A 24,867-nucleotide genomic window follows, 5' to 3' on the forward strand; every position below is an offset into this window, starting at 1 on the left:
CTCACCTGAAGGTTTATCAGAAATATCTGGATTACCATCATAACCCACACCATCTGTCGCTCTCACAAGATAACTTTCTTGCTCATCAGCTTCAGCTGATTGTGCGCCATCAGGATTAAAGGTTTGATCAATATTTTTCAGTACGTCCTTAATTTTTTGATTATCAATTGTTGTCTCAATCTGATTTTCAGCCAAAGCCGATTTAGCTTTTGCTTCAAGGCGTCGTTTTTCTTCTCGAATCTTAGCCTCTTGGCGCTCTCTGCGATCTTCAGCCTCATATTCAGCCATCAATTGGGCAGTTCGACGGGCAAATTCTTCTGCTTCTTTTTCTTTTTGGCGAAGCTCTAAATCATGTTGTTTACGTAAGCGATTGGCTTCTTCAAGTTCTGCTAAAATCTGCTCCTTAAAACTTTTTTCTTTTCGAGTTTTTGGCTTATCGTCGTTAAATTCGGTCAAAGCTTATCCTCCTAATCTTAATCAATCGCCATTATAACCTAAAAGCATTCTAAAATCAACTGACGAGGTGGTTTGTTATCTATTCTTAATAATATATCAGCCTGCTACTGGTGACTCCCAAACCATGTTAAACCAGCTAGAACCACCATGGGTTGACTCTGATTCTCCCTCATCATTGAAGCCATTTCTTTCATAGTAGGGAATAAGATTCTCGTGACAAGTCAAACTAATCCCCATACGTTTTTGAGCAATCGCTAAATCTTTCATTGTCGCAAGCAAAGCCATGCCAATCCCCTGATTTTTAAAATCAGGCGCTACAGACAAGCTTGTGATGGCGATAAAACCTCCGGTAGCCGAATTTGAAACAACCTTATGAAATAAATCATCAGTTAAATAACGTTGAAAAATAACAGGTCCTTCAATATAGCCGCAAACCTTCCCATCAATTTCAGCTACCAAAAAAGTGTCTGGGATAGTCAGGATACGTTCTCTCATGTCTTCTAAACTTGCCGCTTCTTCTGCAGAGAAATTCTCACGCTCAATAGCTATAATATCATGTAAATCCTCAAGGCGTGCATTTCTTATAATCATAGAATCCCCCTCAAAAGAAAAAGAGCTTTCGCTCCTTCTCAAGATAATCGGTTATTATTGTGTATTGTTAGCCAAGCTTGCCAACAATTCTTCAAATGAACGTTCATACATTTGGATATCACCAGCTCCCATGAAGACATAAACAGCATTGCCATGGTCAAGTAATGGTGATACATTTTCAAGGCTGATGACTTTAGCTGATTTATTAATTTTAACAGCCAAGTCTTCAACTTTAACATCACCGTGGTCAACTTCACGAGCTGAACCATAAATTGGTGCCAAGTAAACTGAATCAGCTTGATTCAAAGCATTTGCAAATTCATCCAAAAGTGCAATCGTACGAGTGAATGTGTGTGGTTGGAAAACAGCCACAATTTCTTTACTTGGGTATTTTTGACGTGCAGCATCAAGAGTTGCAATAATTTCAGTTGGATGGTGTGCAAAGTCATCAATGATTGTTGTGTTATTAACTACTTTTTCAGTGAAACGACGTTTAACACCACCGAATGTCTTCATGTGCTCTGCTACCAATTCCATATCAATACCAGCTACGTAAAGGTTAGCAATAACAGCAGTTGCATTCAAGATATTGTGACGACCAAATGCTGGAAGATGGAATGAACCAAGTTCTTCCTCACCATGTTTTACTTTGAAAGCTGAGCCATTTGTTGTACGAACAACGTCATAGGCCATAAAGTCATCTGTATCTTTGAAACCATAATAGTAAATATCTGCGTCAGAAGTAATTTTACGAAGATATGGATCATCACCGAACAAGAACAATGCTTTTTGAACTTGCTTTGCATAATCGTTAAAGGCATCAAAGACATCATCAATACTCTTGAAGTAATCAGGGTGATCAAAGTCGATATTTGTAATGATTGAGTACTCTGGGTGATATGGCATGAAGTGACGTTGATATTCGTCTGATTCAAATACAAAGTAGTTACTGTTAGCAGAACCACGTCCAGTTCCGTCACCAATTAGGTATGATGTGTCAGTGATATTTTTAAGAACATGTGCCATCAAACCTGTTGTTGATGTTTTTCCGTGCGCACCAGCTACACCAAAACTTGTGAATTGGCGCATGAAATCACCAAGAAATTCATGATAACGTTTGAATTTAAAGCCATTTTTCACAGCATAGGCAATTTCGACGTTGTTATCTTCACGGAAAGCATTACCGGCAATTAATTCAACATCTGATGTGATATTGTCTTCAGAAAACGGAAGAATTTCAATTCCTGCTTGTTCTAAACCACGTTGTGTGAAATAGTATTTACTAACGTCACTCCCTTGAACTTTGTGTCCCATTTGGTGCAACATCAAAGCAAGAGCACTCATACCAGATCCTTTAATTCCGATAAAATGATAGGTTTTAGACATTTTTTCTCCTCTATATATCAACTGCATTGCAGTTTATTTTGCATCGTCAAAGCGTGTTAAATTCAACTCTTGAGCTATTTTATGATCTCTTTGACTTTGCAAGGCTTCCTTATTATAAATTTGACTACGTTTTAAGAAGTCATAATTATTTTTCTTAGGTTTTGTTGCTGACGAATTATCTGGCTTTTTATAGGTTACGGGAATCTCTGCCAAGATATAATCGTCTTGATGCAATTTTTCAGTCAAATGACTCAAACTATTAGTAGGTTTTGCTGGTTTCTTAGGCAAAGTTGCCTTAAGTTGCTGTTGTAAAGCAGCTTTAGAAGGCGCTTTAACTTCTTTTGAAAGATAAGCTTGACGTTTTCTTCGAATATCACGTCTTGCTTCTTCACGCGCTAACTCAGCATAAGATTTACCTTGAGATACTGACTCTAATCGACTGGCATCTTTTTCATCTTTGCCAACAAAATCATAGTCTCTAGTAACATCATCATAGTTTTTATCTTGATAAGTTCCGTGAATATTGGTAATCAAATCTTCATTTTCATATAAAGCCATTACTTTAGGTGGATTGCTTACTGGCTCCCCATCTGCAACGAGAGGGAAACGTCTTTGATTTCTAATCACAGTGTCACATCCTTTCTTAACGTGTTATGTTATTAATTATCATCACTCACTAAGAAATACAGGGAACTTATCCTTGATAACCCCTTGTCCTAGTAACTAAATGCCAAGTTAAAAAGCAGGCCTAAGCACCTCGATTTTTAAACTCAGCTCCAACTTTGTAGCATTTTTATTATAAACTAATTCATCCTATTTTTCAAAGTTTTCATAAAAAGAAAGTCAGTCTTTCTCGAGGGCAGACTGACTGTTCATTTAATGTTCTAATCCTAGAATTTCCTTGATTTCTTCTATTGTCATACTTGCTCTTGTTTCATTACCATCAAGAACAGTAGTCACAAGATTTTTCTTACTTTCTTGCATCTCAAGGATTTTTTCTTCAATAGTTCCACGTGTAATTAAACGATAGACTTCGACGTTTTCTTTTTGTCCAATACGGTGAGCTCGGCTGATAGCCTGCATTTCAACCGCAGGGTTCCACCAAAGGTCAATCAAGATAACCGTATCAGCTCCTGTTAAGTTAAGACCGACACCTCCTGCTTTCAAGGAAATCAAGAAAGTATCTTTTGACCCGTTATTAAAGGCACGGGTCATTTCTTGACGTGCATTAGCTGGTGTTGAACCCGTAATTTTATAGGATGTTAAACCAAGTTCTTCAATTTCTTTTTCAGCAATATCAAGCATACCACGAAATTGTGAAAAGATAAGTGCTCGGTGCCCATTTTCCTTGATTTGTGTCAACAAATCACGCAAACTATCTAGTTTACCACTTTCACCATCATATTCCATAAACAAAGCTGGCGTATCACAGATTTGACGTAAACGAGTAATTCCTGACAAAATTTCAATTTTACGGCGGTTAATATCCGCATCAGAAGCACCAGCGATGGTTTCTTGCATTTGTCGAAGTTGAGCGAGATAAATAGCTTTTTGCTTACGATCTAATTCATTCGGATAATTAATTTCAATCAAATCAGGCAACTCTGGTAAAACTTCTTCTTTTCGACGACGCATGATAAATGGCTTAATGAACCGAGCTACTTGTTTAGCATCCATCTTCAAGAAATGTTTTTTATCCGGTAATAAACCTGGCAAAACAATTTGAAAAATTGACCAAATTTCCAGTAATTTATTTTCAATCGGTGTTCCAGAAAGAGCAAAACAATTCTTAACTTCAAACTGGCGCAAATAATGGGCAATCTTAGTTTGAGTATTTTTCATCACTTGCGCTTCATCTAGAATCAAGTAATCAAAATTCAAATGATTGTATTCCGCAAAATCTTGACGGAAAGAAGAATAACTTGTAATCACCACTTGGTGATCTTCAGCAATAATCTCATCACGCACAGCTTTTAAACCATAAGAAACAGCCACATCTATCTCAGGAGCAAAACGTGTAAATTCATCTTTCCAATTATAAATTAAACTTGATGGCGACAAAATCAAAATGTGTGTTTCTTCTTTTAGTTGAGATGCTAGAAAAGCGATGGTTTGAAGTGTTTTACCAAGTCCCATATCATCAGCTAAAATACCACCAAATCCATAGTGGTCAAGCATGGACATCCATCGTACACCCGTCATTTGGTAGTCACGTAACTGAGTTTGTAAAGGTGGTAAAGTGATCTCAAAACTTTCAGGATGGGTTAAATCATGCGCTAACTGCTCAAATTCCTTTGAAAATGAAATGCGATCATTTCCTTGGAATAAATCTGAAATTTGAAATGCTGAAATAGCATCCAGTTGCAAATGCCCATTTTCTAGTTGTTTGGCACGAAGATTTTGTAAAGTAGAGCTGACACGTTGAGTTTCTTCATCAAAAACAACTAACTTACCAGCACCATTAACAAAATATGGCTGATTTTTAAACAAAGCTTCAAGTGCATCATCAATATCATTTTCAAAAACAGTTGAAAAATCAAATGAAATATCTAGCAGACCACCTTTTGTATGAACAGAAACTTGGGGTTCTTCGAACTCACGCATTTCTTCTAATTCATCAGATAAAGTGACCTGACCTAATCGAGCCAATTGAGCCAAAGTCCGTGTGAAGAAATCATACAAATCATCATTAGCCAAGGGTGCGTGATAAGACAAGAAAGACGCTGAAAATCCATTAGCTTCCAAAGTTCTAAAAACTTTTTCTTCATGCTTAAAGTGACTAGCAAAAGGCAAGTCTTCTAATTCACGTTTACTTTTGACACTCACATCGCCATAATCAAAGGTCACATGTAAAGCAACTTCCTTATATTCATTAAGTTCTAAATCAAAAGCAACCTTGAAATCACGAATATCAAAGCTCTTTGGTGCTTCAACTTTTCCTAGTTCTTTAAAATCTAATAAACTAGCTGCTAATTTTGCTTGGTCATCTAAATCAAAGAACAGATGTTTGGCTAAATCAGCTTTAATTGGCAAACTACGAATAGCCGTTAAAATCTTTTGTTGCTTCAGATTCAAACTGAAAATAAACCCATTTGTGAACAAAAAAGCATTATTAAAGAGCGGTTGATATTCTTTTTCACTAATGATTAATTCAATCGATTGACGGTGAACCACCACTTTAAATTGAATTAAGTCTTCTGAACCACTTAGTGGTCTAAAAATCAGCTGCCCATAAGTTTGATGATTGTGTTCAAATGAAAAATCGTACAGGTCATTGAAAAGTTTGATACCTTCTTCAAAAGTCCCACTTGTTAATGATAGATTTCGGCCATGATTTGGCAAAATATAATCAATATCAAGATGATCACCATCTGGCAAGATTCTCCACAAAAATTGGATTAATTCTTGACTAGGCTCGTCAAATTGGATCAATGACAAAGGCTCAAAATAATTTTTTCCAATTTGATAGTACCCTTCATTTTTAACAACGGTCAAAAAAGCTTTTATGTCACGAACGACATAAGAACGCTCGTCTGGCAATCGGTTAATTTTTAGAGTCCACCAATAATCGGATGAATAGGGACTTTGACTACCATGAGCTGCTAGACGATATTTTGTGGTATCGTCATCATTAATAACCAAACCATCCAAAAAAACACTACCAAACGAAGTATTCTTCTTGGTTTCTTGTTGTGTTTCTTGATGTGAGCTCAGTTCATCTGACAACTCTTTTCCTTCTGAATTATTTTTAAGATAATATTCTACGGCTGCTAAATGCTCACAATATTTTTTCTTGGCAAAAAAGTCACAATCACATCTCACTTGTTCATCTTCTAATGAGTATTGAAGATGATGTTCGCCAACCTTTGCCTGAATTAAATCTTCTCGCTTACTGATAATTTCAACCAAACCTTGTTCGTAAAGTTCTATACCTTGATTGCGAATTCGACCTGGAATCATTCTACCCAATCTAAGCCACCACCTTTTTCCTTATCCTTTAATTATATCAAATTCAAGCCTCTTTAGCTTGAAAAAATGACTTTTTGATTTTATTTTTAGTGAAATTTATCAAAATACATCAAAAAAGCACCCATTAGGGTGCTTTAAATTTTATTATTTACGTTTGCGGGCAATCAAATTGATTGGTGTACCTTCGAAACCGAAAGCTGCACGGATTTGATTTTCCAAGAAACGCATATATGAGAAGTGCATAAGCTCTTCTTCGTTAACAAAGATAACAAACGTTGGTGGTTTAACGGAAACTTGTGTGCCGTAGAAGATTTTCAAACGTTTACCTTTATCTGTTGGCGTTGGGTTAATCGCAATCGCATCCATGATAACGTCGTTAAGAACAGCTGATGGGATACGTTTGTTTTGGCTTTCGCTGATTTTCTTAATCATTTCAGGCAATTTGTTCAAACGTTGTTTTGTTGCAGCAGATACGAAGATAATTGGTGCATATGACAAGAATTGGAATTGATCACGAATATCTTCTTCCCATTTTGCTACAGTGTGGTTATTTTTTTCGATGGTATCCCATTTGTTAACAACGATGATAATCCCTTTACCAGCTTCATGTGCAAAACCAGCGATACGTTTATCATACTCACGAATACCTTCTTCAGCGTTAATAACCATAAGAACAATGTCTGAACGATCGATAGCACGCATTGAACGCATCACTGAGTATTTTTCAGTGTTTTCATAAACTTTACCAGATTTACGCATACCAGCGGTGTCAATCATTGTGTATTCTTGACCTTCGCTGTCAGTAAAGTTAGTATCAATGGCATCACGTGTTGTACCAGCAATTGGACTTGCGATAACACGTTCTTCACCAAGAATTGCATTAATCAAGCTTGATTTACCAACGTTTGGACGACCAATCAAACTGAACTTGATAATGTCTGGATTTTCGTCTTCTTCTTCCACTGGAAGGTTTTCAACGATTGCATCCAAAACATCCCCTGTACCAATCCCGTGAACAGATGAAACTGGGTATGGATCACCAAGACCAAGTGAGTAGAAGTCGTAGATATCATTACGCATTTCTGGGTTGTCCACTTTATTAACAACTAGAATAACTGGCTTATTAGTACGATACAAAATTTTTGAAACGTACTCGTCTGCATCAGTTACACCTTCTTTTCCTGATACCACAAAGACGATAACATCTGCTTCTGTCATCGCAATATCAGCTTGGTGTTTGATTTGTTCCATAAATGGTGCATCAACATCATCGATACCACCAGTATCAATCAATGAAAACTTGCGGTTAAGCCATTCACCTGTTGTATAGATACGGTCACGAGTAACACCCTCGACATCTTCAACAATTGAAATACGCTCACCTGCGATACGGTTAAACAAAGTCGATTTGCCGACGTTTGGACGTCCGACAATAGCAACTGTAGGTAAAGCCATAATTCTTAATACCTGTTCGTTAAAACAGCTCAGCGCTACTTTAAGTGACTACTTGCCACACGAAAACATCTTGGATGTCTTCGCCGAAATTCCTTTCACATTCTTTTATCTATTTATCACTTTTAATGATTTATACAATTAACGTCGATTTTCACCTTGGAGATGAATTTCTCGAGCTAAATAACGGATACGTTCCATGACACGCTTGGCTTGCCAAGTTTCATCACCAGAACGTGAGATTGAGAAGTGTTCTTCAAGTCCCTTAAAATCAAGGTTAGAAGTGAAGAACGTTAGCAGATTTTCTTGCATACGATACTGAAGAATCACTTGGAGCACATCATCACGAATCCAAGAACTTTGTTGTTCAGCACCAATATCATCCAGTACCAAAATCTCAGATTGCTTAATTTGGTCAATCTGCTCTTTCACAGTACCAGTATTAATGGCATTCTTAATGTCAACACAGAAAGTTGGAAAATGCAAGAGAGTTGTTGACTTACCATACTTAGCTGACAGGCGATTTGCTAAGTAAGCCATCAAGTAAGATTTCCCGACACCAAAGGTTCCAAAAACATAAAGTCCCTTTTGCGGTTTATCTTCAATATTTTTAATGTAATCATTCAAATAATTATAAATCTCAATACGATTAGGATCACCAAGGTCAATATCATCAGTTGAAATGTGTTTAAGACTTGTTGGCAAACCAATCAATGTCACACGATTTTTGATATCTTGACGTCTTTTAGCCTCTACCAATTCACGAGTCTCTAAATAAATAACATCAGCATAACCTTCGTTCATGCTAAGAGCTGGTTTATAACCTTTTGCTACGTAAGAAGCATCATGATTTTGAAACTTCTCACGTTCTACCATGAACTGATTAAACTTAGGAAGACTACGATTAATCTGCTCTTGGGTCAAGCCATTTGACGTGATAAAATCAGCAATTTCCTTATCCGCTAAAATAGCTTGAGTCAATTCATTAAGATCAGTTCGACTTTGGCGAAGCTGTTTAGCCAAGGTTTGTCCGATTTTTTCCATCACTCACTCCTTAATCTTCTAACATGCTACGTCTAAGCTCTTCAAGTTTCGCTTTTTCTTCAGCTGTCGCAACATGCTTGTATTCTTTAGCTGTCCACTCAGGGACGTTGCTTTTAGTAACTTTCGCTTTCGCCTTGCGTTCTTTGTTTCGTTGTGCAAAACTACGCATTTTAAGAACTGCAGCTTCAGCTGTAGCAATTTTTTGGAAAGCAAAATCATTTGCTACCTTCATAATATAAGGTTTGTTGATATTTGCTGACTGTGTTTTGTTTAAAGTGTAAAGAACCATAACGTTAATCACTTCGTCTAAGAAGTTCATATTAGCCAGTTCTTCTAGCACTTTACGCTCACTTTCAGTAACCACTGCACGACGAGGAGCTTTGATTTTTTCGAGAAATTCTTTAGCGCTTGCTTGCTTAGCTTCTCGAATAATCACTTGTTCCTTGGCATCAAATTGGTCTTTACTTTGCGCATTACCAGCTTTCTTTTGTTCAAGTTGAACTGTCATTCGTTGAGGAGAAATTTTCCCATTAATGGCTGTACTTTTTGCTAAACGATAAGTATCAAACCAATTCATCGTGTATTTATCAGCTAAACTGTAAATCAAAACAACATCAGCCTTTTCATCCTTAAATTGTAAGCCGTCACGTAACATCAAGCGTTCAAAGCTATCCAAATCAAAATGATTTTTTGAAACTGTCTTAGGAACAGAAGGATTTTCATCCACTGAAAAAATATCAGAGAATTTTTTTGAAACATCACGCGCATTATCAGGTAATGCCACATCCAATTCTGCTACAGCTACTTCGCCAATTCTTTGTTCCAATAAACGGCGATAAATGGGATTAGCCAAAAAAGTTTCGCGATTCAAAGCAGGCTGTAACTTCAAGACATAGGCGTCACGTGTTTGGTATAAAACCAATAAATCCACCGCTGTTAAAATCGCCAAAGCTTCCTCAACTTCCTGCATGCTAAGTTGTAAATGGTTGAGTATTTCACTAAACTTGTGACGTTTTACACCATCATCAAAGAAAGCCAAAAGATAATCATACAACAAAACCGCATGATTTCCAATGACTGGATGATAGAGCTGAGTTAGGCTATCTGAATCCAACAAAACCTTATTGTTTTTAACATATGAAAATTCATCAATCGGTCTCATCTAGCTTACTTCTTTTCTTCTTACTACGTACGCGATTCGTAATTTGCTGAAGAAGTTCCTCGATCTCATCAACATCTTTAAATGATTTGTAAACTGAGGCAAAGCGAACATAAGTAATTTCATCAAGTTCAGCTAACTCATCCATCACAAGATTACCAATCACCGTACTTGGAACTTCACTTTCGTATTCACTACGAATTTTTTGTTCAATACGTGACACAACTTGTTCAATATCATCACTTGATACTGGACGTTTTTGTGCACTTTGGAAAATACCATTCAAGATTTTTTCTCGAGAAAATTGTTCACGCGTTCCATCTTTTTTAATGACTAACAAGGGTAGTTCTTCAACGCGTTCAAAGGTTGTAAAACGCGCATGACAATTTTCACATTCTCGACGTCGTCTAATCGTATTACCATCCTCAGCTTGACGGCTATCAATGACGCTCGATTTATTATAATTACATTTTGGACAACGCATACAAACACCCCATTCTACCAATTATTCTAATACTTAATTTTAACATAAATTCAACCATTATGAAAGTAATACCAGACTTCGCTGGCTCAGTTACCGTTTTCCCTTTTCTAACAAAATATAATGACATACTTTTTTAGAAAAACGAACAGACCGAGAAGAGAGCTCAGTCTGTCTTTTAATCATATTCTGCCTCAACTCTAGGAATAACCAAGGTAAACTCAGTTCCCTCGTCAACAACACTGCTGACACTAACTTTGAGGTCATAAGCATCTACGATTTGCTTAAGAATGGCCAAACCAATCCCAAGCCCACCTTGTGTCGAAACACGATTTCGTGACTTATCTGTGCGATAAAAACGTTCAAAGATATGATTTAAGTCATCTTGCGAAATACCTTCACCCTCATCTCGAACTTTAACAATCGCATTATCACCCAAAACATCCAAAGTCACATGGATATTTTTGTTACCTGAAGAATATTTAACGCCATTATCAATTAAAATTAAAATAGCCTGTTCAAAATGATGTTTGTAAATTTCAGCATAAATACAATCATCAATTGTCGATGTCAATGAGAATCGAAAATCTGGATATAAAATACGGAAATTGCCTAAAACAACATCGATAGCTTGTCTCAAATCAGTAATTTCTCCCTTGTGAAGGTCAAAGCTCCCCTGAACACGGACCATATCCAGCATATCATTTACCATAATAGACATTCGATCAGCTTCATGGTAAGCAGCATCAAGACTTTCACTCAATATTTCGGGGTCATCTTTTCCCCAGCGTTGTAGCAATCCTAAATGCCCTTTAATAACAGCAATCGGAGTTCTCAATTCGTGACTAACATCACTAACAAAACGCGTTTGACGTTTGGCATAGCCTTCGATTTGCTCCAACATATTGTCAAAAGTCAATGATAATCTCTCAATATCATCACCAGATTTAATGTCTGATCTCAAAGCTAAATCACTTGGATTTTCAGAAAGCTCATCTAGAAAATCTTGAAAATCTCGTAATGGTTTTAAGGAACGGTGAGAAATTACCACTAAAACCTTAAAAATCAAACAAGCTTCAATCAGTTCACAAACCAACAGAATGGCTACCAAAGCTTGGCGTGCCATATAGTAGGAAGTAAAACTTTGATAAACAGTTACGTAACCAATTACCTCACGACTATCTTTGGAATAAACTTTTTCACTCTGATAAAAACCACTAAAAGCTGGTGAACGGTAGCTCCCCGTTTCACCAACTTTTTTAATTTTTATGTTCGATAGCACTTTATTGGTTGTCAAAACTAATTGTTTATTTTTATTGTAAATAGAAACATCTTGATTCTCAAAAACCAAATCATCAACGCCACCTTGCTTGTCAAAAACATAGGTTTTATTACCATCTTCAACAAGTGAACCAGTAGCATTGAATTGTTCCAACAAGTCTAATAAATTGTCTTCTGTTAAAGAAGATTCTTTAGACAAAAACTCCCTAACAACTTCTGTGGCTTGTTCAGTATTGTAGCGGTCTTGTGCAAGAAATACTCGAGTCACCCCGATATAAACAAGCAAATTAAAGACCGACAAAACCAGCAGAATCCACTGAAATGATGTTACGGAAATTTTTTTAGATAATGACTTTTTAAAGCACTTTATCATTATTTTTCTCGAATAATATAACCCATTCCACGAACAGTTTGGATATATGATTCTTTACCAGGAATATCGATTTTTCCACGAAGGTAGCGAATGTAAACATCCACGACATTTGTTTCAATGTCAGTATCATAACGCCAAACACTTGCCAAAAGTTCTTCACGTGTCATTACGCGATTAACATTTGAAAGAAGCACGCTTAACAAGTCATATTCACGTTTTGTTAATGAAATTTCATCATCACCACGCACTGCAGAACGATTTTGTGGATTTAAACGAAGTCCAAGTAGACCTTCTTTTGCTTGACCTTCTTTGTCTTGCTTAGAATTAGCATCTTGACGACGGAATACGGCACGAACACGAGCCAATAATTCTTCAATTGCAAATGGTTTTACAATGTAATCATCTGCTCCACGGTCAAGACCAGCAACAATATCCATAATTGAATCACGAGCTGTCATCATGATGATTGAAGTGTCTTTTTCTAGACGAAGACGACGTGTGATTTCGAATCCGTCCATATCAGGCAACATCAAGTCCAATAGAATCAAATCGAAATCATCATCTAAAGCTGTTTGGAGCCCCAAACGTCCATTTGTCTCAACAACTACTGAATACCCCTCATGTTGTAATTCTAAAGACACAAAGCGCGCAAGATTTTTTTCATCCTCAATAATTAAAATCTTTTTACTCATTGTCACCAACCTTTTATTTAATGTAAAGATTATAAAATCTAATAATTTGCCTAGTACACAGCTATCGTTACCGTTTTAATTTTCGTTCATTTATGAGAAAAATTCCATCCATCATTCCATCCCTTTTTAATATTTCTCTCAAAAATAACCTACTCAGCCAAGTATACTATATTGCTCTAAAAGTATATCAAAGTGTAAACGATAATTCAAGAAAATTTTATCTTTTTAATGAAAATTATATTAATCTTCAAACAAGCCATTTAAAGCAGAAAATGGATTATTTTCCTTTTTCTTTTCATTTTGTAATGCTTCATATTGATCTTCTGTCATAACTGACCAATTTTGACCTGATGGCATGTCATCTGATTGACGTTCAGCATCACTTAAAACTTGCATTGGAATTGTCAAAAGAATATTATCGATTGCACTTTCTTCCAAATCAATAAAATCATCTTCTAGTACTAAAGCAAGATTTTCTTTCACTAAATCTTCTTTAGTGTGAAGATCAGCAGACTCAACAAAGACTTCTGAAACTGCTTCAACCTGATGAACGTCAACAGGTTGCATTGAACGACTAGATGGTAAAGTAATAGTATAATCCAATTGATAGTTTAATAAATACAATCCATCATCATATGAAACAATTCCGTTTACTGAAACGTCCTTGACATCTAAAATTTCACTTGAGCGTTGCATTAATTTTTCTTTAATATTCAAAGATTCATTAAAAGCAATTCCCTCAGCATTTTTCTTTATTTCTGAAATAGCTATCATCAACATTCTACCCCTTTTAAATTTCCATACCATTATACCAGCTTTTTTGCCTCTTGTCTTTATGATATTGATGTCAAATTCATAACATTAAGTTTCGTTTTTTGTTAAAAGCAAAAAACTGAGGAAATAACCTCAGTTTCTTTTAATAATTATAAGATAAAATTGTTTACATATGACGGAGACGATCAATACGATCTGCAATAGAAGGGTGAGTATTAAATAACGAACTTAGGCGTTCACCTTTTTTAAGTGGATCATTAATATACAATGCTGCACTTGCTTGGTCTACTGGATGATGCATAGGAGAAGAATTTTCAAGTTTTTGAAGGGCCTTAATCATGCCTTCTGGGTTACGTGTCAACTCAACAGAGCTAGCATCAGCAAGAAATTCACGTTGACGTGAAATGGCTAATTGAACTAAAGTCGCTGCAAGAGGAGCTAAAATCAGTGAAACCAATGACAAAATCAATATAATGATTCCCATTGCTCCTTCGTCACGATCATTAGAACGACGACGGTTGCCACCACCAAACCACATCATACGACTACCAATACTTGCAATCATGGTTACAGCACTAGCAAGAGCTACTGCAATTGTTGAAATTCGAATGTCATAATTGCGAATATGACTAACTTCGTGTCCAATTACTCCTTCAAGTTCTTCACGATTCATTAAAGCTAACAAACCAGTAGTTGCTGCTACAGCAGCATTTTCTGGACTTGAGCCTGTTGCAAAAGCATTCAGCGAATCATCTTCAACAATAAAAACACGTGGCATTGGAATTTGAGCAACCATGGCCATGTCTTCAACGATATGATAAAGTTGTGGCGCTTCTTCTTCACTTACCTCACGCGCATTATTCATGGACATCACGACATTAGTTGATTGAAAAATCATACTCACTGCATAAATGCCACCAATAATCAAAGCAATGACAACACCAAAACTTAAGCTATCCAACCAAAGATAGCCAACAGCTGCACCGATGGCAGCCAAAATCAAGAAGAAAACAAATAGCAAAACAACCGTTTTACGTTTGTTGCTGGCAATTTGATCATATAACATAATGTTCCTTATAACTAAAAGAGCCCCTTTAAGCCAAATCAACTACCTAAAGAGACTCCTTACTATTCCTTTCTTTTAAGATAATTGTCTTAAAAAATTGTTTCAAAATCCAATTGATTAAAAATCAAATGATACTTTTGGTGTTTCTTTTTCATCTTCAGGTGTTTCCAAAAATTGACTTGGTTTAAAGCCGAAAAGACCTGCAATAATATTTGTTGGGAATGTTTCCAATTTTACATTATAATTAGCTGTTGTTGTGTTAAATAATTGACGTGAATAAGAAATTTTGTTTTCTGTATTTGTCAATTCGTCTTGCAATTTAACAAAACTGTTATTGGCTTTTAGTTCAGGGTAATTTTCAGCTACCGCAATCAAACCTGATAATTGTTTTGTAAGAGCATTTGATGCGTGCATAGCTTCTGCAGGAGTTTGTGCTTGGGCTACTTGGCTACGTAATTCTGTAATTTTAGCAAATGTTTTTTCTTCGTAAGCAGCATATCCTTTAACCGTTTCAATCAAATTTGGAATCAGGTCGTTACGACGTTTTAGTTGAACATCGATTTGACTCCATGATTCTTTGGTTTGCATACGGCTTTTAACGAGTCCATTGTAGGCAGCAACTCCCCAGAGTACTAGGACAACAACGATTGCAATAATAATAAAAATCATAAATTCCTCCTCGGATGTCTTTTACATCCATTCTAAATGAATCTAGCTTTTCAAACACCTAGTCTCTAGGTAAAAAGCTTCCTAAATAAACCATTCAAACTCTTTCTAGCCTTATTATATCAATTTTTATGTCATTCTAAAAGGAAATACCTATAGAACCTAAAATTATCTTACGACTTAACTGTTAGTCAAAACAAGTCCTAGATATCACTCCTAAATTTTTTATGGTAAAATAAGATAATATAGATTGAAATGGAAAGGACACTTAAAGAAATTAATTACTTTCTTTAAATTCAAAATATGACACCTGAAGAATTTTATAACAGACTTCATCAGCAAGGATTTGACTTGACTGATACTCAAAAAAATCAATTTGAACGTTACTTTGAACTCTTGGTTGAATGGAATCAAAAAATCAATTTGACAGCTATCACAGATAAAGAAGGCGTCTACCTCAAACATTTTTACGATTCTATCGCACCAGTTTTACAAGGTAAAATCACTAATCAAGCCATTCGTCTTTTAGACATTGGAGCTGGTGCTGGTTTTCCAAGTATTCCTATTAAAATCTTGTGTCCAGCTATTGATGTTACCATTATCGATTCACTAAACAAACGCATCAATTTTCTTAATCTCTTAGCAGAAGATCTAGGTCTAGATGGCGTTCATTTCTACCATGGCCGTGCTGAAGATTATGGACAAGATAAAGCCTTCCGCGCTAGCTATGACATCGTTACAGCACGTGCAGTAGCTCGTCTTCAAGTTTTGACTGAATTAACCATTCCTTTCTTAAAAGTTGGTGGTCAGTTGATTGCACTTAAAGCTTCTGCTGCTGAAGAAGAATTAGCTGATGCTAAAAATGCCATGTCAGTTCTCTTTTCAAAACTTGTTGAAAACTATCATTACGAATTACCAAATGGTGATAGTCGTCAAATCACTATTCTTGAAAAGAAAAAAGAAACTCCAAATAAATACCCACGAAAAGCAGGTATGCCAAATAAAAAACCTCTTTGATGGGATAATATTGAAATTAAGTGGCTCTATCATAATGGCCACTTAATTGCTATTCTTTATGGAAAGGGATATTCAATTGACTAGATTTTTAAAACGGCTATCTGGCACCCAACGGTTAAGCTTTAGCTTCTTGATTGTTATCTTAATAGGTAGTATCTTACTATCACTTCCTATTACACATTACCAAAATGCTCCAGCAACGACTTATCTTGACCACTTGTTCACAGTGGTTTCTATGGTCTGCGTGACAGGCTTATCTGTCTTTCCTGTTGCCGATGTCTACAATGGACTTGGTCAAGTCATCGCTGTCATCTTGATGCAAATTGGGGGGCTTGGCTTAGTCACTTTAATTGCAATTAGTACTTTTTTACTAAGAAGACGTATCGAATTATCAGATCAAAATCTCTTACAATCTGCTCTAAACTATGACAATAGTGGTCATCTTAAACGTTATTTATTCAACGTTTATAAAATCACCTTTATCATTGAATCACTGATTGCTGTCTTATTTCTTATTGACTTTATTCCGCGTTTTGGACTTGGTCACGGGATTTTCAACGCCATCTTTTTAGCAGTTTCTGCCTTTTGTAATGCTGGATTTGATAATCTTGGCGGAGATAGTTTAAAACCGTTCGTTTTAAATCCACTCCTTAACCTTCTCTTTATGACCTTAATTGTATCAGGGGGAATCGGGTTTACAGTTTGGGTTGATATCAAACGAGCTATTAAACAATTCTTTACTGATAGACCTCGTCGTCTGAAGACTTTTACTCGTCAATTAAGTAATCAAACGCGTCTAGTGCTAATAACAACAGCTGTCATTCTCTTACTTGGAACTGTGATAACGTGGCTCTTTGAAGCTAATAATCCTAAAACAATTGGTCACTACAATCTTTTCCAACAATTTATGGTTTGTTTGTTCCAATCTGTCACAATGAGAACAGCTGGCTTTGCAACGATTTCTTATCTCGATACCCACTCGTCTACTAATATCCTCTATATGATTCAGATGATTATCGGTGGTGCACCTGGTGGTACAGCCGGCGGGGTAAAGGTGACAACTGTTGCCATGACTTTCTTACTCTTTAAGTCAGAGTTAGCTGGTCAAACAGAAGTAACTTTCCGTCACCGCATTATTCCAAATCGGGTAATCAAACAAACCTTAACAGTTTTAATTTTCTTCTTTTCTGTCTTAATTGTTGGCTACATTCTTTTACTTGAATTTGAACCTAACCACACACCAATAGCTTTACTATTCGAGTCAGTATCTGCTATTGCGACGGTTGGAGTCTCTATGGATTTGACTCCACAGTTATCGACAGGTGGAAGACTCATCATCATGGCGCTGATGTTTATTGGACGTGTCGGTCCACTTACCGTTCTCCTTAGTCTTCTTCAAAAGAAAGAAAAAGATATTCAATACGCACATACAAATATTACAGTTGGTTAGAGAGAGAGGAAAATTTATGAGAAAAAAAATTATTGGTGTTCTTGGACTTGGAATTTTTGGACGAAATGTCGCTAAAGAACTTAGCAAATTCGAGCAAGACGTTATCGCCATTGATATCAAACCTAATCTTGTTCAAAATGTTTCTGACGTTGTTAAAAAAGCAGCTGTCGGAGATATTACTGATATTGACTTTTTGAAAGCACTTGGTATTGGTCAATGTGATACTGTCGTGGTAGCAACTGGTAACAACTTAGAATCATCTGTTTTAGCTGTTATGCATTGTAAAAAACTTGGTGTTAAAACGATTATCGCTAAAGCTAAAACCAAAACCTATGAAGAAGTTCTTTACGGTATTGGAGCAAGTAAAGTGATTATGCCAGAACGTGATTCTGGTAAACGTGTTGCAGCCAATATGCTTCGCCATCATATTGAAAATATTGTCCACTTAGAAGAAAAATTGGCTATGGTGGAATTCTCCGTTCCAAATTCTTGGGTCGGCAAAAACTTAATTCAATTAGATGTTCGCAACAAATACGAAATTAATATTATTGGTATTCGTAAAGATACTTCGTCATCTATCGATACTCATATTGACCCAACTCGTCCCTTTGAAGCTGACACAGAAGTCATTGCGATTGCAAGTGATGACACCTTTGAAAAATTCGATTATCTTGGTTATTTGAAATAAACAAAAATGTACTGCTCTTTGAAGCAGTACATTTTTTATTATAGCCACGGATTGTAAAAACGGCCATGATTCCATTTGAAAAGCAATAATGTGATAAAAACAATTAAAACAGCTAGAACTATTGTCAAAATATCAACTGAAGTAAAGTTCTTATAAGTGTACCAAGTACGCTTTTTATTTTTACCAAAGCGACGTAATTCCATTGCTGTTGAAACCGTATCGATACGCTCAAGAGAGCTAAAGATTAAAGGGATAACGATTTGTAGATTTCCTTTTATACGCTTCATCAGTTTCTCTTTTGAAGATAGCTCAAGCCCACGCGCTTCTTGAGACATTCGAATCATGTAAAATTCCTCTTGAACATCTGGAATATAGCGGAGCGTTAAACTAACCGCATAAGCTACCTTGTATGGAACCCCAATTTGATTAAGACTTGAAGCAAATTGGCTTGGGTGGGTTGTCATCAAAAAGAGCACTGCCAAAGGCACCGTACAAAAGTATTTTAGCGCTAAATTAAACAAATAAAACAATTCCTGACTAGTAAGATAAAAGCGCCCATATCCCTGCCATAACATCGTTTTAGCGCCATAGATAGACTCACCATAACTTGGCTCAAATAAATAAACCATCAAAACATTTAAAAGAGCAAAGAAGCCGATGAATTTAATCACAAATGAAACTTGTTGCCAACGAATATTAGCCATTTTAAACAAAGCCAACGAAGAAAGCCCGACAAGTGCAATCAAGCGTGTATCATAAGTTGTCATGCAAGCTACTGATACCAAGATGAAGAAGATTAATTTACTAGCTCCAGACAATTGATATAAGAAGCCTCGGCCACTTTGATAACCAATAAAATGATTAGACATGCCATCCTCCTTGCTGTTTAATGTAATAGTTTGTCAAATCAATCGGATTTATCCCTAATTTTTCAGCTAAATCAAAGAGACTTGTCTTTTTAAGATTAGCTTGCTCTAAAATCTCTACTTGATTAAAGAGGGAAACTGGTGAACAATCCGCAATGATTTTGCCATCACTCACAACAATACTACGATCTGAGTATTCTAACATCAATTGCATATCATGTGTAATCATAATGATAGTGTGGCCAGCCTTATTCAATTGATTTAGGAAAGTCATGATTTCAGTATAATGACGCTTATCCTGACCAGCTGTTGGCTCATCCAGTAAAATAATTTCTGGATTCATGACCAAAACAGAAGCAATCGTAACACGTTTCTTTTGACCGAAAGATAAAGCTGAAATTGGCCATTTTCTAAATTCATATAAGCCACAAACTTTTAAAGTATCCAAAACCCGTTTTTCAATTTCTGACTCATCTAGGCCTCGCAACCTTAATCCAAGTGCCACTTCATCAAAAATCATGGTTTGACTAATCATTTGGTTTGGATTTTGAAGCACATAACCAATTTTTTCAGCACGTTCTTTAATAGAATCCTGCATAATAGATTGCCCCTGATAGTAGATATCACCATCAGGTTTAACAAACTGACATAGAGCTTTAGCTAAGGTTGATTTACCAGCACCATTTTTCCCAACAATAGCGATTCGCTCTCCCTTATGAATAGCAAAGCTAATGTCTTTTAAAATAGGTCGATTGTCTTGGTAGGCAAATTGCAGTTGCTTCACTTCTAAAATCGGATCATTTGCCAACACTTCACCAGATTGGCTTAACCCTGTGACAGTAATGTCCGACAAATCCAGTTGACTTAAATCTGATAAGTGCTCTGCCTTCGTCACATCTACATTTAAATTTTTCAAAGCCGTCACATAAAGTGGTTCACGAATTCCGTTTTCGACCAATAAGTTACTCTTTAACAAGTCATCAGGATGCCCATCAAATAAAATCTGACCATCATTTACCAAAATCACTTTATCAACATGACGATAAAGCACATCCTCAAGTCGATGTTCAATAATAATGGTTGTCGTTTTTCCTTCTTGGTGAATACGATCGATGAGCTCAATCGTTTCTTGCCCAGATTTCGGATCTAAATTAGCCAGCGGCTCATCAAAAAGCAAGATTGGACTTTCATCAATCAAAACTCCAGCTAGACTCACGCGCTGCTTCTGACCGCCTGATAAATCTTGAGGACGACTATCTAGAAAAGCTGTTAAATCAAGTTTCTCAGCCCAATAATTAACTTTATCAGTCATTTGAGGCAAAGGGAGGCAATCATTTTCAAGTGCAAAAGCTAAATCTTCTGCCACCGTCAAACCAATAAACTGACCATCTGGATCTTGCAATACAGTAGAAACAAGATGTGACTTATCATAAATCGACAAGTCAAAGGCATCCTTGCCATCGATTAAAAGCTGACCGCTTTTTTCTCCGTGATTAATATTTGGAATAATCCCATTTAAACATTGTCCAATAGTTGATTTTCCTGACCCTGATGGTCCAACAATCAGGACTTTTTGCCCTCTCTCAATGGAGAGATTGAGGGATTTTAATGTTGGCTCTGCTTGAGCATCATATTTAAAAGTGAAATCCTTAAAGTGAATAAGGGGTTCCATGATTCTTCTCCTAAGAAATGATTAAGAGTAGGATAACCTTGTCATCCTACCCCGTTATAATACTAGAATGCTATCATTATAGCTAAGACAAGACTTTCTAGTCCTGCTTTTCAAAAGAGACTTAGTCTTTTGTTAGGCTACCTGATTGTGTACGTGTTTTTGAATAAACAGCTAAAAGCAATGAACCACCAATAGCAATGGTCAAACTATTAATAACTGCTGATAAAATACCTTGCGTAAAGACTTTACTTGCAGGTTCACTATAAATCAAAATATCACCATACGGTGCAATAATTCCCCAGCCAATCACATTAGCTAAAATTTGCACACCATTAAACCATGCAAAATCTTTTTTAGTCAGTTTACCTTTTTCAATGTTGATTTTTTTAGCCACAAGACCAATCGCCAAACCAATCAATCCACTCACAATAACCCATGTCCACCATGGTGAACCATATTGAAGAGCATCTTTCAAAGCATGTCCAATAAAGCCAGAAAAGAATCCAACCGTTGGACCGTAAATAACTGCAAACAAAGCAATAACAGCATATTGCAATTGAATATTAGTATTTGGAATAGGGGTTGGAATATTAATCAATGTCCCGATAATGATAAACAGTGCAGCTCCAATCCCAGTAGCCACAACAGTCTTGATTGAATTATTTTTCATGACTCATTCTCCTTTATAATAAACTTATCTATTTTTCTAAGTAAAATGCTTTAGAAACCTTACTTTAATGCCGTTTTATTTTACCACAAATAAAGGACATTTTAAAGATGCTTATTTTTTGAGCTAGCCATAAGAGAACTTTATACAAAAAAAGCTGAGCTTTCGCCCAGCTAGTCATTAATTAACTTTTTTCTTTTTGCCCCAAACAGATTTTTCAGCAACTGCTGTAAAGAGAACATCTGTTGAAGAGTTCAAGGCTGTTTCACATGAGTCTTGAACGACACCGACGATAAATCCGACACCAACTACTTGCATTGCAAGGTCGTTGGAAATACCAAACAAGCTACATGCGACTGGTACTAGAAGAAGTGAGCCTCCAGTAACACCAGATGCACCGCAAGCTGATACTGCAGACAAGACACTTAGTAAGAAAGCTGTTGGAAAATCAACATGAATACCAAGCGTATTAACAGCAGCGAGCGTCAAGACGTTGATTGTAATCGCAGCACCACCCATATTAATAGTAGCCCCGAGTGGGATAGACACTTTATAAGTATCTTTGTTCAAGCCTAGATCTTCACAAAGTTTCATATTAACTGGAATATTAGCAGCTGAACTACGTGTGAAGAAGGCTGTCAATCCAGAATCTTTCAAGCAACGGAAAACCAATGGGTATGGATTTTTGCGCATAAAGATAAAGGCAATAAATGGATTAACGACCAAAGCTACAAAGAACATTGTCCCGACAAGAGCCAAAATCAAGAAACCATAATTGGCTAAAATTTTAACCCCGTTATCTGAAATTGTCTTAAAAACAAGTCCTAAAATACCAAATGGTGCCAAATTAATAATCCAACGAACCACTTGTGAAGTGACTTCTGCCATTGTTTGCAAAAGCTCTTTAGTTGTTCCATTAGAATTTCTAAAAGCTAGTCCAAAAATAACAGCCCAAGTCAATACACCGATATAGTTAGCTGAGCCCAAAGCATTAATTGGGTTATCAACCATTTTTAACAATAGACTGTGGAAAACTTGCCCAACTCCTTCAGGAGATGACAATTTTGGTTGCGTGGCAGTATCCAAGGTGAGAGTAATTGGGAAAATGTAATTCACCACAACAGCAACAAGAGCAGCTGCTAAGGTCCCAACAAGGTAAAGCCCAATAATCGTTGACATATTGGTCTTTTGTCCCTTTTCATTTTGTGACAATGCACTAGCAACCAAAACAAAGACAAGTAATGGCGCTACCGCTTTAAGTCCACCAACGAACAAATCTCCTAGGATACCAATTGCAGAAACTTTAGGAAGAGTCATTCCCAAAATAAATCCAATAATAACTCCTATGATGATTCGTTTGATGAGACTAGTTCTATTCCAAACACTAATAAATCGTTTCATGGTAGCTCCTCAAAAAAATATTAACGGTTTTAATCATAATATAAAACAGGCTCTTCGTCAAACTAATTATGGTATATTTTATGCCATGACAGCGCTTTAAATGCAGTTTTTTTCAATTTTTTGAAAATTTTGTGATTATTTCTAACACAGTTTCTCCTTGATGTGACAAGGAATGTCAGATTTTTAGCAAAAAAACAGCGGTTTTCTTCTATTGACGTTAGAAATGGAGTTCGATATAATAAGCTGCGCATCATTTTGCTTAATGAGAGAGTTTAACTAAGCAAAATGCTATATCGTTTTTTATTAGGAGGACATTAATGAAACCTGTCAAAAATATCTATATTATCATCGGTTTCATGTTATTTGCTTTATTCTTTGGGGCAGGTAATCTGATTTATCCCGCCTTTTTAGGGATATATTCTGGAAGCAACCTAGCATTAGCCATTCTTGGTTTCTGTTTAACTGGTGTCACACTTCCTCTTTTAGGGGTTGTCGCTGTAGCCTATTCAGGTGCAAGCGATATTGAAGACTTTGCACGTCCAGTTTCACGCCATTATGCTTTGCTATTTTCAATCGCGCTTTACTTATCTATCGGGCCATTCTTCGCTATTCCAAGAACAGGGGCAACATCTTTTTCAATTGGTATTGAACCAATCTTTGGAGACAATCTGATTGCAAAAGCAGTTTACGGTTTGGTTTTCTTTGGGATTTCTTACTTTTTAGCGATTAAACCAAATAAAATCGCAGACCGTATCGGGAAATACCTAACACCTGCTCTTTTGATTATCATTGCAATTTTGGTCGTTGCATCATTTGTTAAACCTGCTGGTGAAATCGGAGTGGCTCATAACGCTGCTAATGACATCAGCAATGCCTTTAAAGATGTTCCGTTCGTTGCAGGGCTTATTCAAGGTTATGGAACAATGGATGCACTTGCTTCACTTGCCTTTGCCATTATCGTTATTGATGCTAGTAAATCACACGGTGCAAAAGGAAAAGCTGAAGTTGCTAGCCTGACATTCAAATCAGGACTAATTGCTACTGTACTACTTGCACTTATTTATATCTTTGTTGCACGTATCGGTGCTTCATCACAAAGTCTTTTTGATTTTGCTAACGGACACTTCATGTTCAAAGGGGAAGCCATTGATGGTGGTAATATCCTCGGACAAGCTGCTCACTACTATCTTGGAAGCATCGGACAAATCATTCTTGCTGCTGCTATCTTCCTAGCTTGTCTAACGACAGCAACAGGTTTGATTACTGCTTGTGCAGAGTACTTCCATAAATTACAACCAAAAGTTTCTCACGTCACTTGGGCAACTCTTTTCACTTTAATTGCCTTATTCTTCTACTTTGGTGGCCTTACTGAATTGATTAAATGGTCACTTCCAGTACTATATTTGCTATATCCATTAACAGTTGTCATTATCTTCTTAGCTTTGCTATCAAAATTCTTCAAGAAAGATCGTATTGTTTACCAAATCACAATTGGTTTTGCTGCTATTCCAGCACTTTACGACGCTCTTTCTACACTTGCAAAAATGACTGGTCTCTTCAGTCTACCAGCAAGTCTTGTGAATTTCTTCAATGGATTTGTTCCACTCGGACAATTCTCACTTGAATGGATTAGCTTTGCAATCGTTGGATTCATTATTGGATTCATCTTACATAAGACAAAAAAAGCATAAATGACATGCAAAAGCCCCCTCATTA

Annotated in this window: 21 protein-coding genes and 1 pseudogene; 4 read left to right on the plus strand and 18 right to left on the minus strand. The window is 36.4% G+C overall.

Features of this window, described 5'->3' with window-relative positions; genetic code table 11:
* Positions 1 to 266 precede the first annotated feature (266 nt).
* The 14 genes and pseudogenes from BLP98_RS09660 to BLP98_RS06500 form a co-directional block, all read right to left on the minus strand.
* Positions 267 to 456, minus strand: a pseudogene (locus BLP98_RS09660) (aminodeoxychorismate lyase); the annotation flags it as partial.
* Between the two features lie 96 nt (positions 457 to 552).
* Positions 553 to 1,047, minus strand: coding sequence for a GNAT family N-acetyltransferase (locus BLP98_RS06440; RefSeq protein WP_074482469.1), 495 nt, complete (start codon positions 1,045 to 1,047; stop codon positions 553 to 555).
* A 54-nt stretch (positions 1,048 to 1,101) separates the two neighbouring features.
* Entirely contained in the window at positions 1,102 to 2,433 is a 1,332-nt protein-coding gene (gene murC, locus BLP98_RS06445) for a UDP-N-acetylmuramate--L-alanine ligase (RefSeq protein WP_074482470.1), read from the minus strand.
* Between the two features lie 33 nt (positions 2,434 to 2,466).
* Positions 2,467 to 3,060, minus strand: a complete 594-nt coding sequence (locus BLP98_RS06450; protein WP_074482471.1) for a divisome accessory protein ZapJ — start codon at positions 3,058 to 3,060, stop codon at positions 2,467 to 2,469.
* A gap of 249 nt (positions 3,061 to 3,309) precedes the next feature.
* Positions 3,310 to 6,402: a pilus expression-regulating Snf2 family helicase gene (locus BLP98_RS06455; RefSeq protein WP_074482472.1), complete on the minus strand. Its 3,093-nt coding sequence runs from the start codon at positions 6,400 to 6,402 to the stop codon at positions 3,310 to 3,312.
* Positions 6,403 to 6,546: 144 nt separating this feature from the next.
* Positions 6,547 to 7,857 (minus strand): ribosome biogenesis GTPase Der, encoded by a 1,311-nt coding sequence (gene der, locus BLP98_RS06460; protein ID WP_039696382.1) that lies wholly within the window; start codon positions 7,855 to 7,857, stop codon positions 6,547 to 6,549.
* 138 nt (positions 7,858 to 7,995) lie between these two features.
* Positions 7,996 to 8,898, minus strand: a complete 903-nt coding sequence (gene dnaI / locus BLP98_RS06465) for a primosomal protein DnaI (RefSeq protein WP_074482473.1) — start codon at positions 8,896 to 8,898, stop codon at positions 7,996 to 7,998.
* Positions 8,899 to 8,908: 10 nt separating this feature from the next.
* The gene (locus BLP98_RS06470) at positions 8,909 to 10,060 is read right to left on the minus strand and encodes a DnaD domain protein (RefSeq protein ID WP_074482474.1); all 1,152 of its coding nucleotides are present in this window, start codon (positions 10,058 to 10,060) and stop codon (positions 8,909 to 8,911) included.
* Positions 10,047 to 10,541, minus strand: a complete 495-nt coding sequence (nrdR, locus tag BLP98_RS06475) for a transcriptional regulator NrdR (RefSeq protein ID WP_074482475.1) — start codon at positions 10,539 to 10,541, stop codon at positions 10,047 to 10,049. The genes BLP98_RS06470 and nrdR overlap by 14 nt, the downstream gene beginning before the upstream one ends.
* A 175-nt stretch (positions 10,542 to 10,716) precedes the next feature.
* Positions 10,717 to 12,087: a HAMP domain-containing sensor histidine kinase gene (locus BLP98_RS06480; RefSeq protein WP_234792809.1), complete on the minus strand. Its 1,371-nt coding sequence runs from the start codon at positions 12,085 to 12,087 to the stop codon at positions 10,717 to 10,719.
* 104 nt (positions 12,088 to 12,191) lie between these two features.
* The gene (locus tag BLP98_RS06485) at positions 12,192 to 12,884 is read right to left on the minus strand and encodes a response regulator transcription factor (RefSeq protein WP_006532917.1); all 693 of its coding nucleotides are present in this window, start codon (positions 12,882 to 12,884) and stop codon (positions 12,192 to 12,194) included.
* A 240-nt stretch (positions 12,885 to 13,124) separates the two neighbouring features.
* Positions 13,125 to 13,658, minus strand: a complete 534-nt coding sequence (locus BLP98_RS06490; RefSeq protein ID WP_074482599.1) for a YceD family protein — start codon at positions 13,656 to 13,658, stop codon at positions 13,125 to 13,127.
* Between the two features lie 166 nt (positions 13,659 to 13,824).
* Positions 13,825 to 14,724: a zinc metalloprotease HtpX gene (htpX, locus tag BLP98_RS06495; RefSeq protein ID WP_074482477.1), complete on the minus strand. Its 900-nt coding sequence runs from the start codon at positions 14,722 to 14,724 to the stop codon at positions 13,825 to 13,827.
* Between the two features lie 117 nt (positions 14,725 to 14,841).
* On the minus strand, positions 14,842 to 15,393 hold the full coding sequence (locus BLP98_RS06500) for a LemA family protein (RefSeq protein WP_074482478.1): 552 nt from the start codon (positions 15,391 to 15,393) through the stop codon (positions 14,842 to 14,844).
* A gap of 300 nt (positions 15,394 to 15,693) precedes the next feature.
* Between BLP98_RS06500 and rsmG the strand changes: the two genes are divergently transcribed.
* The 3 genes from rsmG to ktrA are packed head-to-tail and all read left to right on the plus strand — an operon-like array spanning position 15,694 to position 18,545.
* A complete protein-coding gene (gene rsmG / locus BLP98_RS06505) occupies positions 15,694 to 16,407 on the plus strand; it encodes a 16S rRNA (guanine(527)-N(7))-methyltransferase RsmG (protein WP_074482479.1) in 714 nt (237 codons plus the stop codon).
* Positions 16,408 to 16,465: 58 nt separating this feature from the next.
* The gene (locus BLP98_RS06510; RefSeq protein WP_074482480.1) at positions 16,466 to 17,857 is read left to right on the plus strand and encodes a TrkH family potassium uptake protein; all 1,392 of its coding nucleotides are present in this window, start codon (positions 16,466 to 16,468) and stop codon (positions 17,855 to 17,857) included.
* Between the two features lie 16 nt (positions 17,858 to 17,873).
* The gene (gene ktrA / locus BLP98_RS06515; RefSeq protein WP_074482481.1) at positions 17,874 to 18,545 is read left to right on the plus strand and encodes a potassium uptake transporter gating subunit KtrA; all 672 of its coding nucleotides are present in this window, start codon (positions 17,874 to 17,876) and stop codon (positions 18,543 to 18,545) included.
* 38 nt (positions 18,546 to 18,583) lie between these two features.
* Here the strand turns inward: ktrA and BLP98_RS06520 are convergent, their stop codons facing one another.
* The 4 genes from BLP98_RS06520 to sstT form a co-directional block, all read right to left on the minus strand.
* A complete protein-coding gene (locus BLP98_RS06520) occupies positions 18,584 to 19,414 on the minus strand; it encodes an energy-coupling factor transporter transmembrane component T family protein (protein WP_074482482.1) in 831 nt (276 codons plus the stop codon).
* Positions 19,407 to 21,083 (minus strand): ABC transporter ATP-binding protein, encoded by a 1,677-nt coding sequence (locus BLP98_RS06525; protein ID WP_074482483.1) that lies wholly within the window; start codon positions 21,081 to 21,083, stop codon positions 19,407 to 19,409. Before BLP98_RS06525 ends, BLP98_RS06520 begins: the two co-directional genes overlap by 8 nt.
* A gap of 121 nt (positions 21,084 to 21,204) precedes the next feature.
* On the minus strand, positions 21,205 to 21,753 hold the full coding sequence (locus BLP98_RS06530) for an ECF-type riboflavin transporter substrate-binding protein (RefSeq protein WP_074482484.1): 549 nt from the start codon (positions 21,751 to 21,753) through the stop codon (positions 21,205 to 21,207).
* Between the two features lie 177 nt (positions 21,754 to 21,930).
* Positions 21,931 to 23,151, minus strand: coding sequence for a serine/threonine transporter SstT (gene sstT, locus BLP98_RS06535; protein ID WP_074482485.1), 1,221 nt, complete (start codon positions 23,149 to 23,151; stop codon positions 21,931 to 21,933).
* A 317-nt stretch (positions 23,152 to 23,468) separates the two neighbouring features.
* Here sstT and brnQ point away from each other — a divergent pair, with 317 nt between their 5' ends.
* Entirely contained in the window at positions 23,469 to 24,842 is a 1,374-nt protein-coding gene (brnQ, locus tag BLP98_RS06540) for a branched-chain amino acid transport system II carrier protein (protein ID WP_074482486.1), read from the plus strand.
* Positions 24,843 to 24,867: the final 25 nt, after the last annotated feature.

The sequence above is a fragment of the Streptococcus equinus genome, assembly GCF_900104225.1.
Taxonomy (GTDB): Bacteria; Bacillota; Bacilli; order Lactobacillales; family Streptococcaceae; genus Streptococcus; species Streptococcus equinus_D.

Coding starts and splice junctions, on each gene's coding strand:
- sstT (WP_074482485.1), bottom strand. CDS start 23,151: ATGAAACGATTTATTAGTGTTTGGAATAGAACTAGTCTCATCAAACGA.
- BLP98_RS06530 (WP_074482484.1), bottom strand. CDS start 21,753: ATGAAAAATAATTCAATCAAGACTGTTGTGGCTACTGGGATTGGAGCT.
- dnaI (WP_074482473.1), bottom strand. CDS start 8,898: ATGGAAAAAATCGGACAAACCTTGGCTAAACAGCTTCGCCAAAGTCGA.
- brnQ (WP_074482486.1), top strand. CDS start 23,469: ATGAAACCTGTCAAAAATATCTATATTATCATCGGTTTCATGTTATTT.
- BLP98_RS06510 (WP_074482480.1), top strand. CDS start 16,466: ATGGAAAGGGATATTCAATTGACTAGATTTTTAAAACGGCTATCTGGC.
- BLP98_RS06490 (WP_074482599.1), bottom strand. CDS start 13,658: ATGATAGCTATTTCAGAAATAAAGAAAAATGCTGAGGGAATTGCTTTT.
- BLP98_RS06470 (WP_074482474.1), bottom strand. CDS start 10,060: ATGAGACCGATTGATGAATTTTCATATGTTAAAAACAATAAGGTTTTG.
- nrdR (WP_074482475.1), bottom strand. CDS start 10,541: ATGCGTTGTCCAAAATGTAATTATAATAAATCGAGCGTCATTGATAGC.
- ktrA (WP_074482481.1), top strand. CDS start 17,874: ATGAGAAAAAAAATTATTGGTGTTCTTGGACTTGGAATTTTTGGACGA.
- htpX (WP_074482477.1), bottom strand. CDS start 14,724: ATGTTATATGATCAAATTGCCAGCAACAAACGTAAAACGGTTGTTTTG.
- BLP98_RS06440 (WP_074482469.1), bottom strand. CDS start 1,047: ATGATTATAAGAAATGCACGCCTTGAGGATTTACATGATATTATAGCT.
- der (WP_039696382.1), bottom strand. CDS start 7,857: ATGGCTTTACCTACAGTTGCTATTGTCGGACGTCCAAACGTCGGCAAA.
- murC (WP_074482470.1), bottom strand. CDS start 2,433: ATGTCTAAAACCTATCATTTTATCGGAATTAAAGGATCTGGTATGAGT.
- BLP98_RS06485 (WP_006532917.1), bottom strand. CDS start 12,884: ATGAGTAAAAAGATTTTAATTATTGAGGATGAAAAAAATCTTGCGCGC.
- BLP98_RS06500 (WP_074482478.1), bottom strand. CDS start 15,393: ATGATTTTTATTATTATTGCAATCGTTGTTGTCCTAGTACTCTGGGGA.
- BLP98_RS06525 (WP_074482483.1), bottom strand. CDS start 21,083: ATGGAACCCCTTATTCACTTTAAGGATTTCACTTTTAAATATGATGCT.
- rsmG (WP_074482479.1), top strand. CDS start 15,694: ATGACACCTGAAGAATTTTATAACAGACTTCATCAGCAAGGATTTGAC.
- BLP98_RS06520 (WP_074482482.1), bottom strand. CDS start 19,414: ATGTCTAATCATTTTATTGGTTATCAAAGTGGCCGAGGCTTCTTATAT.